This is a genomic window from Actinotalea soli (assembly GCF_017565425.1).
Classification (GTDB): domain Bacteria; phylum Actinomycetota; class Actinomycetes; order Actinomycetales; family Cellulomonadaceae; genus Actinotalea; species Actinotalea soli.
The window spans coordinates 194,013-207,101 of record NZ_JAGEMK010000002.1; the positions used below are offsets into that span (position 1 = coordinate 194,013).

At 72.4% G+C, this 13,089-nt stretch carries 16 protein-coding genes; 11 read left to right on the forward strand and 5 right to left on the reverse strand.

The window, feature by feature from the left end:
• The first annotated feature begins 2 nt into the window (after positions 1-2).
• A complete protein-coding gene (locus J4G33_RS05160) occupies positions 3-1,283 on the forward strand; it encodes an endo-1,4-beta-xylanase (RefSeq protein ID WP_208054866.1) in 1,281 nt (426 codons plus the stop codon).
• A 24-nt stretch (positions 1,284-1,307) separates the two neighbouring features.
• On the opposite strand, the gene J4G33_RS05165 is transcribed toward J4G33_RS05160, so the two are convergent.
• Both J4G33_RS05165 and J4G33_RS05170 read right to left on the reverse strand, forming a co-directional pair.
• Positions 1,308-1,967, reverse strand: a complete 660-nt coding sequence (locus tag J4G33_RS05165; RefSeq protein ID WP_208054867.1) for a response regulator — start codon at positions 1,965-1,967, stop codon at positions 1,308-1,310.
• Positions 1,964-3,088, reverse strand: a complete 1,125-nt coding sequence (locus J4G33_RS05170; protein WP_208054868.1) for a sensor histidine kinase — start codon at positions 3,086-3,088, stop codon at positions 1,964-1,966. Before J4G33_RS05170 ends, J4G33_RS05165 begins: the two co-directional genes overlap by 4 nt.
• A 128-nt stretch (positions 3,089-3,216) precedes the next feature.
• On the opposite strand from J4G33_RS05170, the gene J4G33_RS05175 reads away from it, so the two are divergent.
• A complete protein-coding gene (locus tag J4G33_RS05175; RefSeq protein ID WP_208054869.1) occupies positions 3,217-4,143 on the forward strand; it encodes an ABC transporter ATP-binding protein in 927 nt (308 codons plus the stop codon).
• Positions 4,140-4,919: an ABC transporter permease gene (locus J4G33_RS05180; protein WP_208054870.1), complete on the forward strand. Its 780-nt coding sequence runs from the start codon at positions 4,140-4,142 to the stop codon at positions 4,917-4,919. The genes J4G33_RS05175 and J4G33_RS05180 overlap by 4 nt, the downstream gene beginning before the upstream one ends.
• Positions 4,920-4,950: 31 nt before the next feature.
• Here J4G33_RS05180 and J4G33_RS05185 read toward each other — a convergent pair whose 3' ends face one another.
• On the reverse strand, positions 4,951-5,349 hold the full coding sequence (locus J4G33_RS05185; RefSeq protein WP_208054871.1) for a VOC family protein: 399 nt from the start codon (positions 5,347-5,349) through the stop codon (positions 4,951-4,953).
• A gap of 93 nt (positions 5,350-5,442) precedes the next feature.
• Here J4G33_RS05185 and J4G33_RS05190 point away from each other — a divergent pair, with 93 nt between their 5' ends.
• Entirely contained in the window at positions 5,443-6,438 is a 996-nt protein-coding gene (locus tag J4G33_RS05190; protein ID WP_307793758.1) for a sigma-70 family RNA polymerase sigma factor, read from the forward strand.
• 77 nt (positions 6,439-6,515) lie between these two features.
• Positions 6,516-7,115 (forward strand): flavodoxin family protein, encoded by a 600-nt coding sequence (locus J4G33_RS05195; protein WP_208054872.1) that lies wholly within the window; start codon positions 6,516-6,518, stop codon positions 7,113-7,115.
• A gap of 145 nt (positions 7,116-7,260) precedes the next feature.
• Here the strand turns inward: J4G33_RS05195 and J4G33_RS05200 are convergent, their stop codons facing one another.
• The gene (locus J4G33_RS05200; protein ID WP_208054873.1) at positions 7,261-8,286 is read right to left on the reverse strand and encodes a hypothetical protein; all 1,026 of its coding nucleotides are present in this window, start codon (positions 8,284-8,286) and stop codon (positions 7,261-7,263) included.
• Between the two features lie 139 nt (positions 8,287-8,425).
• Between J4G33_RS05200 and J4G33_RS05205 the strand changes: the two genes are divergently transcribed.
• Together J4G33_RS05205 and J4G33_RS05210 are read left to right on the forward strand one after the other, a co-directional pair.
• Positions 8,426-8,965, forward strand: coding sequence for a peptidylprolyl isomerase (locus tag J4G33_RS05205; RefSeq protein ID WP_208054874.1), 540 nt, complete (start codon positions 8,426-8,428; stop codon positions 8,963-8,965).
• Positions 8,966-9,027: 62 nt separating this feature from the next.
• Positions 9,028-9,924 (forward strand): rhomboid family intramembrane serine protease, encoded by an 897-nt coding sequence (locus tag J4G33_RS05210; RefSeq protein WP_208054875.1) that lies wholly within the window; start codon positions 9,028-9,030, stop codon positions 9,922-9,924.
• Between the two features lie 302 nt (positions 9,925-10,226).
• Here the strand turns inward: J4G33_RS05210 and J4G33_RS05215 are convergent, their stop codons facing one another.
• A complete protein-coding gene (locus tag J4G33_RS05215; RefSeq protein WP_208054876.1) occupies positions 10,227-10,472 on the reverse strand; it encodes a cell division protein CrgA in 246 nt (81 codons plus the stop codon).
• Between the two features lie 129 nt (positions 10,473-10,601).
• Between J4G33_RS05215 and J4G33_RS05220 the strand changes: the two genes are divergently transcribed.
• From J4G33_RS05220 to J4G33_RS05235, 4 genes are read left to right on the forward strand one after another with little or no spacing between them, the layout of a single operon-like run.
• On the forward strand, positions 10,602-11,471 hold the full coding sequence (locus J4G33_RS05220) for a DUF881 domain-containing protein (protein WP_208054877.1): 870 nt from the start codon (positions 10,602-10,604) through the stop codon (positions 11,469-11,471).
• Positions 11,472-11,488: 17 nt separating this feature from the next.
• Positions 11,489-12,223 carry a class E sortase gene (locus tag J4G33_RS05225; protein ID WP_307793759.1) on the forward strand — a complete coding sequence of 245 codons (735 nt, stop codon included), beginning with the start codon at positions 11,489-11,491 and terminating at the stop codon, positions 12,221-12,223.
• Positions 12,220-12,378 (forward strand): hypothetical protein, encoded by a 159-nt coding sequence (locus J4G33_RS05230; RefSeq protein WP_208055226.1) that lies wholly within the window; start codon positions 12,220-12,222, stop codon positions 12,376-12,378. The genes J4G33_RS05225 and J4G33_RS05230 overlap by 4 nt, the downstream gene beginning before the upstream one ends.
• A gap of 1 nt (position 12,379) precedes the next feature.
• Positions 12,380-13,030 carry an aminodeoxychorismate/anthranilate synthase component II gene (locus tag J4G33_RS05235; RefSeq protein ID WP_208054878.1) on the forward strand — a complete coding sequence of 217 codons (651 nt, stop codon included), beginning with the start codon at positions 12,380-12,382 and terminating at the stop codon, positions 13,028-13,030.
• Positions 13,031-13,089 lie beyond the last annotated feature (59 nt).

Sequence of the window (13,089 nt, forward strand, 5' to 3'; positions counted from 1 at the left end):
CCATGCGCGCACCGGTCACCGTCAGCCCGGACCCGTCCCTGAGCCACCGCACCCTGCGCAGCACGGTCACCGTGCTGGGCCCCGACGGCCAGCCCCTGCCGCAGACCGAGGTCACAGTCACCCAGCATCGCCATGCCTTCGGCTTCGGCAACATCGGGTTCGACCTCGTGGACCTCGCCGACGGAGGGCCGGCGCCGAGCGCTGCGGGCGCACCAGGTCATGACGCGGCCCGCACCGCCGAGCTCGAGCACCTCGCCTTGCTCTGGCTCGACGTGTTCAGCACCGCGACCCTGCCCTTCTACTGGGGCACCTTCGAGCCGGTGCGCGGCAGGCCGGCCACCGGACGTCTGCTGCGTGCGGCGCAGTGGTTCGTCGACCGCGGGGTCACGGTCAAGGGCCACCCGTTGCTGTGGCACACCGTCACGGCGCCGTGGCTCCTCGAGCTGAGCACCAGCGAGATCGAGCAGGTGCAGCGGGAGCGCATCCGGCGCGAGGTCACGGACTTCGCCGGCCTGATCGACACCTGGGACGCGATCAACGAGGCGGTGATCATGCCGGTCTTCGACAAGGAGGACAACGGCATCACCCGCCTGTGCCGAGAGAAGGGACGCATCGAGACGGTCCGCCTCGCCTTCGAGGAGGCGCGTGCTGCCAACCCTGATGCGACCCTGCTGCTCAACGACTTCGACCTCTCGACCGCCTACGAGTGCCTACTCGAAGGAGTCCTCGAGGCCGGGGTGCAGGTCGACGTCCTGGGCCTGCAGAGCCACATGCACCAGGGCTACTGGGGCGAGGAGAAGACCCTCGCGATCCTCGAGCGGTTCTCGCGCTACGGCCTGCCCCTGCACCTCACCGAGTCGACCCTGCTCTCCGGTGAGCTGATGCCCCCCGAGATCGAGGACCTCAACGACCACCAGGTCGACCACTGGCCCTCGACCCCGGCCGGCGAGGAACGTCAGGCCCAGGAGATCGAGCGGCACTACCGCACCCTGCTCTCCCACCCGTCGGTCGAGTCCATCACCTACTGGGGCATCACCGACGACGGCGCGTGGCTGGGCGCCCCGGCGGGCCTCGTCCGCCAGGACGGCACCCCCAAGCCCGCCTACGAGGTGCTGCGCCGGCTCATCAAGGACGAGTGGTGGTTCTCCCCCACCCCGCTGCGCACCGACGACGCCGGACGTGTCACCGTGAGCGGGTGGCGCGGGGACTACGAGGTCAGCGCCCGCGGTGAGTTCGTGCCCCTCGTCCTCGACGGCGAGCCGCAGCAGGTGCAGCTGCCCTGAGCATCACGACCTGGCGAGCCGCGCTCAGGGAGCGAGGAGGCCGAGGTGCAGGGCACGCAGCACCGCACGCGTCCGATCCCTGGTGCCGAGCTTGAGGAGCACGCTCGAGACGTAGTTCTTCACGGTCCCCTCGGCGAGGAAGAGCGCCTCGGCGATCTCCCGGTTGCTGTAGCCCCCGGCCATCATCCGCAGCACGTCCACCTCGCGATCGGTGAGGGGCTGCACCAGCCCGGCAGAGCCGTCCTCCGCGGCGGCGGGGACCTCGCCGCGACCGACGGCCCGCAGCAGCCGGTCGGTCACCGCGGGCTGGATGAGCGTCCCACCCGCCGCGAGCTGCCGGATGGCGCCGACGAGCTGGTCGAGGGTCACGTCCTTGAGCAGGTACCCCCTGGCCCCGGCGCGCAGGGCACGGAGGGTGAGCTCGTCGTCGTCGAAGGTGGTCAGGATGAGTACGGGGAGGTCCTCGCCCTGGTCACGGAGGGCCTCGAGGGTGCCGATGCCGTCCAGGCCGGGCATCCGCAGGTCCAGCAGCAGGACGTCTGGGGTGTGCTCGGCGACCAGGACCAGCGCGGCGTGCCCGTCCTCGGCCTCGGCGACGACCTCGACCCCCTCAGCGAGCTCGAGGAGGCTGCGGATCCCCTGGCGGACCAGCGTCTGGTCGTCGACGAGCCCGACGCGGATCATGCCGTCGGCACCACGGCGCTGACCCGGAAGCCATGGTCGCCGGTGAGGACGACGCGGCCGCCCAGGCCCTCGATGCGCTCGGTGAGGCCGCGCAGACCGTGACCGAGCAGAACCGGGTGCGCCCCTCGCCCGTCGTCCCAGGCCGTCAGCAGCGTGCCGCCCTGCTCGTCCTGGGCGATCTCGATCCACAGGTTCGTGGCCTCGGAGTGGCGGATCGCGTTGGTGACGACCTCCTGGGCGCACCGCAGCAGCACGGTCGTGGTCTCCTCGTCGAGGGCGGGCGGGCTCTCGACGGAGAGGTGGACGGTCGGCTCGTGCAGGTCGGCGACCAGGGCCTCGAGGGCGGCCGTCAGGTCGGGGGTCCGGCGTCGGAGCTCGCCGACGGTCGTGCGCACGTCGGCGAGGAGCTCGCGGGCGATCCGGCTCGCACGGGTCACGTGCTCGCTCGCGGGCGGTGTGCTCTGGTGGCTCGCCACCTCGAGCTCGAGGGTCAGGGCGGTCAGCTGGTGCCCGAGCAGGTCGTGCAGGTCCCGGGAGATCCGTAGGCGCTCGGCGGCGCGGGAGGACTCCTCGAGCAGCGCTGTCGCCGCCCGCAGCTCGACGTGCGCCTCGGCCAGCTCGCGTCGGGACCGCTCCTCGCGCTGGAAGGCCAGCACGCTGAGCACGCTCGCGCTCTGGAGCAGGAGGTAGAGGCCAGCGGAGAGCACGACCTCGAGCGGCCCGGCGGGCCCCGTCGAGACGGCCAGAGCCACCACCGCGGTGTTGAGCACCACCAGACCGGTGGTCTCCCGGCGAGTCAGCACGTAGCAGCTCAGGGCCGAGGTGAAGACGAGCACGATGGGCAAGAACCCCGCCCGCGGCGCGAGAAGCACGGCGGCGGCGCCGAGGATTACCTGCACCCCGAAGATCGCCCGGGCGCGCCAGCGGTGGAGCCCTCCCTCGAACCAGGTGCCCGTCACGAGGGCCGCGAGGAACCCGCCGAAGACCACGAACCACAGCGCCGGAGGGCCCACGGTGATCTCGGTGCCCTGTGCCACGAGGACCACCACGGGGACGCCCACGGCCGCGCAGATGACGGTGCCGAGGATCCCCGACCAGACATCCGCGTCGAACCGCGCCATCCCCGCACCCTACGGCGCGAGCTCCAGACCGCGACCCTGCCAGAAGTCATGCCCCGCGGAGGTGACCCCCGGCACCGGTGGCGCGGCACTGCCCGCGCCTAGCGTCGGTCCGGAGCGAAGGAGGGCACATGTCCGCGATCGAGATGCACGACCTGCACAAGACGTACCGGTCCACCACGGCCGTGGCCGGGGTGAGCCTGACGGTGCCCGAGGGCTCGATCATGGGGCTGGTCGGGCGTAACGGCGCCGGCAAGACCACCACGGTCGAGATCACCGCGGGGCTGCGCGAGCCCGACCGCGGCAGGGTCAGCGTGCTCGGCCTGGACCCGCGGCGGGACCGCCGCGCGGTGCGGCAGGTGCTCGGGGTGCAGCTCCAGGAGAGTCAGCTGCACAGCGCCCTGACCGCCCTCGAGCTCGTGACCCTCTACCGCAGCTTGTACCGGTCGGGCCTCGGCCCGGCGGCAGCTCTCGAGGCCGTCGGGCTGGGCCGCAGCGCGGGGACACGGTTCGAGAAGCTCTCCGGCGGTCAGCAGCAACGACTGTCGATCGCCCTCGCGATCATCGGCCGTCCCCGGGTGGTGATCCTCGACGAGCTCACCACCGGGCTGGACCCCGAGGCGCGCCGTGAGGTGTGGGGCCTGGTCGACGGGCTCCGGGCGGACGGGGTCACGGTCCTCCTGGTGAGTCACCACATGGACGAGGTCGAGCGGCTCTGCGACCAGGTGGCCCTGCTCGACGCCGGGAGGGTGGCCTCGACCGGCAGCCCCGCCACGATTGTGGCCCGGGCGGCGCTCCCGCAACGGGTGCGCTTCGACGCGGAGCACGGCCTCGACGCGGCCCTGCTGCGGGCCCTGCCCGAGGTCGAGGAGGTCGAGGTGCGAGGCCGCGGGGTCGTGGTGCGCGGCCGAGGCGATCTCGAGCGAGCGGTCAGCACCTCCCTGACCAGGCACGGGGTGGTCGTCACGGGAGCGAGCGTCGAGCGCCCCACCCTCGAGGACGCCTTTCTCGCACTGACCGGCCGCCAGGCCGGACCTGACACGGAGGTGGACCGATGAGCCCGACCACCGAGGCGCACCTGCGGGCCCCGGGCCTGCGTGCCTGGATGACCCTGACCGGTGCCGAGGTGCGCATGGTCGTGCGTGACACGGCCGGGCTCCTCATCCCGGTCGGATTGCCCTTGCTCATCCTCGTGATGAACGCCTTGGGCGAGACCGACCACGTGCTTCCCGGGACCGGGGGACGCACCGTGCTCGACATCTATGTGCTGCCCCTGGTGCTCACGATGGTCATCGCCGTCATCGGGGTCGTGAACATGCCGAGCTTTTTGGCGTACTACCGCCGTACCGGGGTCCTGCGCCGCCTTGCCGTCACCCCTGCCCACCCGAGCATGGTGCTCGTCGCCCAGGTGCTGACCAGCCTGCTCCAGGCGGCCGTGGGCATCGGACTGGCCCTGACGGTGGCCGTGGTCGGGTTCGGGGCGAACCTCCCGGCCCGTCCGGGGGTCGCCCTCGCCCTCGGACTGCTCGCCGCGGCGGCGATGTACGCCCTCGGGGTGCTCGTGGCGGCCGTCGCCCCGAGCGGCAACGCCGCGGTGGCCATGGGCCTGGTCCTGTTCTTCGGGATGGGGGCGACGGGAGGCATGTTCGGGCCGACGACCAACCTCCCCGACGGGGTGGCCCGCGTCGGGGAGGTGCTGCCCTTCGGGGCGACGGTCGAGGTGCTCGGCACGGCCTGGGCGGGCGGAGGGATCGACGCGACCCCGGTCCTCGCCCTCGCCGCGACGACTCTCGTCTGCTCGGCCGTGGGGGCGCGGTTCTTCCGCTGGCAGTGACGCCCTCGCGCGGGGAGGACCGCACGGCCGGCTACCCGGCGTCGGGCATCTCCATGAAGACGACCTCCCACGCGTGGCCGTCGGGGTCGGCGAAGCTGCGCCCGTACATGGGGCCCTCCTCGGTCTGGCGTCCCTCGGCGCCGCCGTGGGCCACGGCGGCGAGCACGAGCTCGTCGACCTCGGCACGGCTGGACGCGGAGAGGCAGTTGATCACCGAGGTGGCTTGGGTGGCGTCCCCGATCTCCCCGTCGACGAAGTCGGCGAAGCGGCCCCGGTCCAGGAGCATCACGTAGATGCTCTCGGAGACGACGACGCAGGCGCAGCGGTCGTCCGAGAAGTCCTCGTTCACGCCGAACCCGAGGCCGGTGTAGAAGCTGCGCGACGTCCCGACGTCCTTGACCGGCAGGTTGACGAAGATCATGCGATTCATGGGTGCTCCTCCGCTCGTGGTGGCTCGCAGTGCGCGAGACCTGTCCAAGAAGACCCTTGCCAGGGCCAGGACTCATCGGGTTACCTTCATCGGGTGACCACCACCGAGGTGACACCCCCGCTCGACGAGGCGACCTTCCTCGCCCAGGTCGAGCCGCTCCGGCGCGAGCTCCTCGCGCACTGCTACCGCATGGTCGGGTCCGTCCACGACGCCGAGGACCTCGTCCAGGAGACCTACCTGCGCGCGTGGCGGGCCTTCCACGGCTTCGAGAACCGGTCCTCCCTGCGCACCTGGATGTACCGGATCGCGACCAACACCTGCCTGACCGCCCTCGAGGGCCGTACCCGCCGTCCGCTGCCCACCGGCCTGGGTCAGCCCCCCGCCGATCCCACCGCCGAGCTGCGCGAGAGCCGGGAGACCCCGTGGCTCGAGCCGGCCCCCGACTCGCTGCTGTGGAGCTCCCCCTCCCCCGACCCCGCGAGCGTCGTCGTCGACCGGGACTCGGTGCGCCTGGCCTTCGTCGCCGCGCTGCAGCACCTCACCGCCCAGCAGCGCGCCGTCCTGCTGCTCCGTGACGTGCTCAAGTGGCGGGCTGCCGAGGTGGCCGGGGCTCTGGAGATCTCGGTGGCCGCGGTCAACAGCACCTTGCAGCGCGCCCGGGCGCACGTGGCCCAGGTCGCGGAGCAGCCGACCCTCGACGAGGCCGACCCCCGCACCCGCGAGCTGCTGGACAGCTACGTCCAGGCCTTCGAGGAGTACGACGTCGCGCGGATCGTCACCCTGCTGACCGCGGACGCCGTCTGGGAGATGCCGCCCTTCGTCGAGTGGTACCGCGGCGCCGAGGACATCGGCCGCCTCATCGCCACGCGCTGCCCGGCTCGCGGGGCGGGGGACATGCGTGCGATCCGCAGCTCGGCCAACGGTCAACCGGTGGTCGCCATCTACATGCGTGAGCCTGACGGGGTGCACCGGGCCTTCCAGCTCCAGCACCTGGTCGGCTCCCCCGACGGCGTCTCGCACGTGACGGTCTGGTTCGGGGTCGCCCTGTTCCGTGCCTTCGGGCTGCCCGTGGAGCTGCCCGTCGGCTGAGCCCCCAGATGCGGGGGGCCGCTGCGCACCGCACGATCGTGGGACGACCGTGTCCCCGACAGCTGGGAGCCCAGCCCATGACGAACGTCGCGATCATCTACTACTCCTCGACCGGCAACCTCCAGTCCATGGCCGAGCAGCTCGAGAAGGCCGCCACCGGGACGGGGGCCACCGTCCGCCGGCGCCACGTCGAGGAGATCGCCCCGCAGGCAGCCATCGACGGCAACCCGGCGTGGGCCGAGCACGTCGAGGCCATCCGGGACGAGCCGAAGGCCAGCCCGGAGGACATCGCCTGGGCCGACGTCGTGCTGCTCGGCTCGCCCACCCGGTACGGGAACGTCACGAGCCAGTTCCAGCAGTTCATCGACACCCTCGGGCCGCTGTGGGCCGAGGGCCGGCTGGCCGACAAGGTCTACGCGGGCTTCACCTCCACGCAGACCACGCACGGCGGCCAGGAGGGCACCATCCAGCAGATCTACACGATGGTCGCGCACTTCGGCGGGATCATCGTCCCCCCGGGGTACACCGACCCGCTCAAGTTCGTCGACGGCAACCCCTACGGGGCCTCGCACGTCTCCGGGGCTGAGGGCGACCTGCCGCTCGAGGACAGCACGACGGCGGCCCTCGACCACCTGGCCGAGCGCGCCATCCGGATCGCGGAGCGCCTCGCCGCCTGAGCGACGCCGCCTGAGTGACGCCGCCTCCGGGCACGCGGAAGGGCCCCACCCCTGGACGGGGTGGGGCCCTTCTCGTCATGACCTGGTGCGTCGGCCCGGACCGCGAGCCCCGCGAGCGTGGGTCCCGGCCAGGACGGCCGCGGCCTCAGGAGCTCGAGCCGCCCGTGCCCTTCGGGTTCGCCGTCTTCGGCGTGGGCTTGGACGCGGCCGAGGTGGTCGACGAGCTGCGACCGGTCTTGGCGGCGCTGGTGCCCGAGCCACCCTGCGGCTTGGCTGCGGTCGAGGTGCTGGTGGCAGCCGCGCCGGGCGTCTCGGTGCTGCCCGTGTCCGAGGCGGTGGGCACCGCGGAGGTGGTCGTCGCGTCGGCCTCGGTCGAGGACTTGCGCCGCGGCGCCGCCTTGCTGGTGGCCTCACGAGCCTTCTCGGCGGCCTTCTCGGTCGCCTCGCGCGCCTTCTCGGTGGCCTCGCGGGTCTTGGCGACGCTCACGCCGGCTGCCTCCCCGACGGCCTCGGCTGCCTCGCCGAGCTCGTCGCGGGCCTCCGCCGCCGCGGCCTTGAAGCGGTCACGCCCGCCGGCCTCGTGGCGTCCTGCCTGGTCCCAGGGCTGCTCGGCCCACGGGTCGGTGGTGGGCCGGCTCGCGCGCCAGGCCGCCACGGCGGCAGCCACGGCGGCGACGCTGGTGAGGAACCAGAAGACCTTGGCGCCCTTGTGGCTCTTCTTCTTCGGCACCTCGATGTGGGCCAGGTCGTTGAGCTTCGCCGAGGTCACGTCGCGGGCCTTGTCCGCACCGAGAGCGGCGGAGGCCGCTGCGGCGTTGAGCGCCGCGACCAGCTTCGGCAGCACGTCGTCGACGAGGCGGTCGTGGGCGGTGTCCACGACGGGCACGGCGCGCTCGGCGGCCTTCTCCACACGGGGGGCCGCGGCCTTGACGCTCTCGCGCCAGGCCTTCTCGACGCGGGGCGAGGCCCAGTCGACGGCCGCACCCACGTGCGGGGTGGCCCAGTCCTTGGCGTGCACGGCGGCGTCCTTGGCCTGGTCGGCCACCTGCGACGCCGTCTTGCCGGCCTGCTTGCCCGCGTGCGCCGAGGTCGCGGCGAGGACGGCGCCTGTCCCGGCGGCCTTCTTCTTCAGGCGCGCCTGCTTGGAACGGCTGGAACGGCGGATGTGCATCTTCGACTCCCTGTCGGTGGTCGGACGGCGTGCAGGTCCCTCAGGTACTTCTTCCCCATGTTGCCACCGTTGGGCTCGGCGCGCGCGAGGGTTCCCGCCCCGACACGTGCGCGTCAGGGGTGCGTGCGAGGATGACAGCATGTTCGCGACCCTGCACACCACCGCTGGTGACATCCGTATCGAGCTCTTCCCCAACCACGCACCCAAGACGGTGCGCAACTTCGTGGGCCTGGCCCAGGGGACCCAGGCCTGGAAGGACCCGTCCTCGGGCGCCGAGCGCACCGAGTCGCTGTACGACGGCACGGTCTTCCACCGCGTCATCTCGGGCTTCATGATCCAGGGCGGTGACCCCCTGGGCACCGGCACGGGCGGCCCGGGCTACACCTTCGACGACGAGATCCACCCCGAGCTCGTCTTCGACAAGCCCTACCTGCTCGCCATGGCCAACGCCGGCAAGCGCCGCGACCCCGTCACCGGCGAGGTCGGTGGGACCAACGGATCGCAGTTCTTCATCTCGGTCACGCCCACGCCCCACCTCAACGGCAAGCACACGATCTTCGGCTCGGTGGCCGACGACGAGAGCAAGGCCGTGGTCGACGCGATCGCCACCACCCGGACCGGTGCGGCCGACCGCCCCGTCGAGGACATCACCATCACCTCGGTCACGGTCGAGGACTGACTCCCCGGCATGACGCCCGGTCCCTCGGGCCGGGCGTCATGCCCTCGACCCGCTGGAGCCGCATGACCACGCCCCCGCCGCCCTCGTCCGCGCCCGGAGCGGGGCCCGAGCCGGGCGAGGTCCCGGTCTGCCCCCGGCACACCGACCGCGTCTCCTACGTGCGGTGCCAGCGCTGCGGCCGCCCAGCCTGCCCCGAGTGCCAGGTCCAGGCCGCCGTCGGCGTGCACTGCGTGGACTGCGTGCGCGAGGCCAGCCGCAACGCCCCGCAGGCGCGGACCGTCTTCGGCGCCACCCTGCGCGACGGCCGTCCCGTGGTCACCCTCACGTTGATCGGCCTCAGCGTGCTCAGCTTCGTGCTGCAGCAGACCTTGGGTCGCGCATGGACCGACGCGCTGATCTTCGCGCCCTTCCTCGGCGAGACCGAGCCCTGGCGCTTCCTCACGGCGGCCTTCCTGCACAGCCCGGGCTTCCTGCACATCGGGTTCAACATGTTCGCCCTGTGGATCATCGGGCCCTCCCTCGAGCAGGCCCTCGGTCGGTGGCGGTTCATCAGCCTCTACGTGCTGGCCGCGATCGGCGGGAGCCTCATGGTCACCCTGCTCGCCAGCCCGGCCACGGTCGAGTGGGGCCGCGGCCTCGTCGGCGCCTCGGGGGCGGTCTTCGGTCTCTTCGGCGCGATCCTCATCGTTCTGCGACGTCTGGGCCGGGACGCCCGGCAGATCGTCGTCATCCTCGGGATCAACGCCGTGCTCGGCTTCGTGGTCCCCGGGATCTCCTGGCAGGCGCACCTGGGCGGGTTCCTCGTGGGCCTCGTGCTCGGGGTGGCTTACGCCTACGCCCCCCGACCACGCCGCGGCCAGGTCGCGGTGGCAGCGACGGTCGGCGTCGCCGTCCTTCTGGTGGTTCTCGCGGCGCTGAAGTACGCGAGCGTCGCCGCCTGGTGGGCCGCCGTCGGCTGACGCCCCACCTCGTGTCAGAACCTCGGATACCCCTGGCACCCCCAGGTTCTGACACGAGGTTGTGGTTCGCAGCGGCTGTCCCCAGGGTTGCTCACAGCTGTGGAACTACACCCGTGTAGTTATCCACAGAGATGTCCACCGCTGGGGAGAACTCTGCCCCCGTGCACGCTCGCCGCGGCCGCCACCACGGTTGCTCCCACCTGTGGACAAACCCGTGGACAGCGAGGTGGACAGGGACGACGACGGGGAGGGCCCGTGGTCGCCGTGACGACCCGGACCCTCCCCGCGGAGGCTGTGCTGGCTCAGCGCCAGCGCGTGGTGAGCGCGAAGCCCGCGATCATGAAGACGAAGCCGATCGCCAGGTTCCAGTTGCCGATCCCCGGGACGGGGAACGCGGTGCGCGAGATGTAGGTCACCACCACCCAGGCGAGGCCCAGCAGCAGGAGGGTGAGCATCGTGGGAACGAGCCAGGCCGGGTTCGCCTGACTGGGCTTGCCCGAGGGGGGCGGCTCGTAGCTGGGCTTCTTGCGCGACTTCGACTCGGGCACGGTCCGTCTCCAAGGCAGGCGGGCTGCGGGCACGATCCGTGCCCGTCGTTCGTCAACTAGCGTAGTGGCCACCGTACGCGCAACAGCGCTGCACCGTCCGCCCGGTCCGGCGCGACGCAGAGGAGAGACATGAGCGAGCCCACGGAGGCGTCAGCGGCTGACGACCCCGCGGTCCCGGAGGCCGACGAGGGCCAGGGCCCGCCGACGGACGACGCCGTCGCCGCGCCGCGACGCCGCACGCCGACCGCCGGGGCGCTGGGCGTGGTGCTCGTGCTCGTCCTCGCCGGGGTCCTCTTCGTCGCGAACGCTCGTCTGCAGGGCGGCGACGACGCCCGCCACGCCGCGGACCTGCCGAGTCTCGTGCAGGTCGAGCTCGACCGGGCCGACGAGCTCGCGACCGAGGTGGACGGGCTCCGCGCGGAGGTCGACGAGCTCACCGATGCGGCGACCATGCAGAACCCGATCCAGGCGAGCGACCAGCAGGCCCTGGTCGAGATCGCGGCGGGGCGCACCCCGTTGACCGGCCCTGGCCTCACGGTCGAGCTCACCGACGCCCCGACCAACCGACCTCAGCCCGACTGGGTGGTCAACGACGACCTCGTCATCCACCAGCAGGACCTCCAGGCCGTGATCAACGCCCTGTGGGCTGGTGGGGCCGAGGCCATGACCCTGCAGGACCAGCGCGTCATCTCGACCACGGCGTTCCGGTGCGTGGGCAACGTGCTCCTGCTGCACGGCCGGCACTACTCACCGCCCTACGTGGTGCGGGCCATCGGTGACCCCGAGCGGCTCGAGGCGGCCCTGTATGCCTCGCGAAGCATCCAGGTGTACCTCGACTACGTCGAGAACGTGGGCCTGGGCTGGTCGGTCGAGGCCCTCGAGGCCGTCGCCGTCCCTGCCTTCGAGGGCAGCCTCGAGCTGCGTCACGCGAGCCTGCCCGAGGGCACCGCCGTCTTCCCCCTCGAAGGGGTCGACAGCGGGACCGTTCGCGTCCCGTGACCCGGACCGAGACGTCGGTGCCTTCCCGACGAGACCAGCGGGCCAGGCCGCGCGGTGCGAGCGCCGTGGGCTGGGCCGCCTTCGGTGTGCTCGGGGAGGTCTTGATGACCCTCGGCGTGCTGATCGGCCTGTTCGTCGTCTGGCAGCTGTGGTGGACCGACGTCGCCGCGGGGCAGGAGCAGGCCCAGGCCGTCGCGGATCTCGGGTGGGAGGAGCCGGTCACCGTCCCCGAACCGGTCGAGCGCACCGACGCGCCACCGGTGCTCGAGGAGCCCGAGGAGCTCACCACCTTCGCGACCCTCCAGGTTCCGCGGTGGGGGGAGGACTACGTCCAGCCGATCACCCAGGGGGTCGGCCAGGACGTGCTCGACCACCTGGGCGTCGGGCACTACCCGGGGACGGCGATGCCGGGCGGGGTGGGCAACCACGCGGTCGCCGCGCACCGGGTGACGTACGGCAAGCCCTTCAACCGGGTGGCCGAGCTCGAGCTCGGGGACCCGCTCGTGGTCCGCACCGAGGACACCTGGTACGTGTACCGGGTCACCTCGACCGAGATCGTCCTGCCCCACCAGGTCGAGGTGATCGCCCCGGTGCCGGGGGAACCCGAGGCGGTGCCGACCGAGCGCCGGATGACCCTGACCACCTGCCACCCGATGTTCTCGGCCGAGGAGCGCTTCATCGTGCACGCCGAGCTCGACCACTGGATGCCTGTCGCGGACGGCACCCCCGCCGCGCTGGACGGAGGCGCATGATGTACGGATGGTTGTGGCGTGCTCTGCCCGGCCCGACGCCGGTGCGAGCCCTGCTCGTCGCGGTGCTCGCGCTCGGGGTGGTCGCCGCCTGCTTCACCTGGGTGTTCCCCGCGATCGCCCCGCTCATGCCCTTCAACGACATCACGGTGGACTGAGATGACCCGCATCCTCGTCGTGGACAACTACGACTCGTTCGTCTACACGATCGTCGGCTACCTCGACCAGCTCGGGGCCGAGACGGTCGTGGTCCGCAACGACGCCGTGCCCTCGGCCGCCGAGCGCGCCGAGTACGACGGGGTGCTCATCTCCCCCGGGCCGGGCACCCCGCGCGCCGCGGGCAGCAGCCTCGAGGTGATCGAGGCCTGCGCCGAGTCGGGCACGCCCATGCTGGGCGTCTGCCTCGGGCACCAGGCCCTCGCCGAGGCCTTCGGGGCCACCGTGACCCACGCGACCGAGCTCATGCACGGCAAGACGAGCGCCGTCGAGCACGAGGGCGCGGGGGTGCTGGCCGGGCTCGGCACGCCCTTCACCGCCACCCGGTACCACTCCCTCGCCGTGGTCGACGGGACGGTGCCCCGGGAGCTGGTCGTCACCGCCCGCACCCACACCGCGGACGGCCCCGGGGTGATCATGGGGCTCCAGCACCGTGACCTGCCCCTGCACGGGGTGCAGTTCCACCCCGAGTCGGTGCTCACCGAGGGCGGTCACCGGCTGCTGGCCAACTGGCTCGAGCTGTGCGGCCTCGAGGGGGCCGTCGCGGCCTCGGCGGGGATGGCCCCGCTGGTGCGGGAGAGCGCCCACCCGTAGCCGCGGGCCGCGTGCGACGCGAGGCACCGGCAGCGCCCCCTGAACGCAGAACGCCCCCG

What these genes read in the sequence shown, in the direction of transcription:
- J4G33_RS05160 (WP_208054866.1), top strand. Translation starts at nt 3, where the DNA reads ATGCGCGCACCGGTCACCGTCAGCCCGGACCCGTCCCTGAGCCACCGC.
- J4G33_RS05165 (WP_208054867.1), bottom strand. Translation starts at nt 1,967, where the DNA reads ATGATCCGCGTCGGGCTCGTCGACGACCAGACGCTGGTCCGCCAGGGG.
- J4G33_RS05170 (WP_208054868.1), bottom strand. Translation starts at nt 3,088, where the DNA reads ATGGCGCGGTTCGACGCGGATGTCTGGTCGGGGATCCTCGGCACCGTC.
- J4G33_RS05175 (WP_208054869.1), top strand. Translation starts at nt 3,217, where the DNA reads ATGTCCGCGATCGAGATGCACGACCTGCACAAGACGTACCGGTCCACC.
- J4G33_RS05180 (WP_208054870.1), top strand. Translation starts at nt 4,140, where the DNA reads ATGAGCCCGACCACCGAGGCGCACCTGCGGGCCCCGGGCCTGCGTGCC.
- J4G33_RS05185 (WP_208054871.1), bottom strand. Translation starts at nt 5,349, where the DNA reads ATGAATCGCATGATCTTCGTCAACCTGCCGGTCAAGGACGTCGGGACG.
- J4G33_RS05195 (WP_208054872.1), top strand. Translation starts at nt 6,516, where the DNA reads ATGACGAACGTCGCGATCATCTACTACTCCTCGACCGGCAACCTCCAG.
- J4G33_RS05200 (WP_208054873.1), bottom strand. Translation starts at nt 8,286, where the DNA reads ATGCACATCCGCCGTTCCAGCCGTTCCAAGCAGGCGCGCCTGAAGAAG.
- J4G33_RS05205 (WP_208054874.1), top strand. Translation starts at nt 8,426, where the DNA reads ATGTTCGCGACCCTGCACACCACCGCTGGTGACATCCGTATCGAGCTC.
- J4G33_RS05210 (WP_208054875.1), top strand. Translation starts at nt 9,028, where the DNA reads ATGACCACGCCCCCGCCGCCCTCGTCCGCGCCCGGAGCGGGGCCCGAG.
- J4G33_RS05220 (WP_208054877.1), top strand. Translation starts at nt 10,602, where the DNA reads ATGAGCGAGCCCACGGAGGCGTCAGCGGCTGACGACCCCGCGGTCCCG.
- J4G33_RS05230 (WP_208055226.1), top strand. Translation starts at nt 12,220, where the DNA reads ATGATGTACGGATGGTTGTGGCGTGCTCTGCCCGGCCCGACGCCGGTG.
- J4G33_RS05235 (WP_208054878.1), top strand. Translation starts at nt 12,380, where the DNA reads ATGACCCGCATCCTCGTCGTGGACAACTACGACTCGTTCGTCTACACG.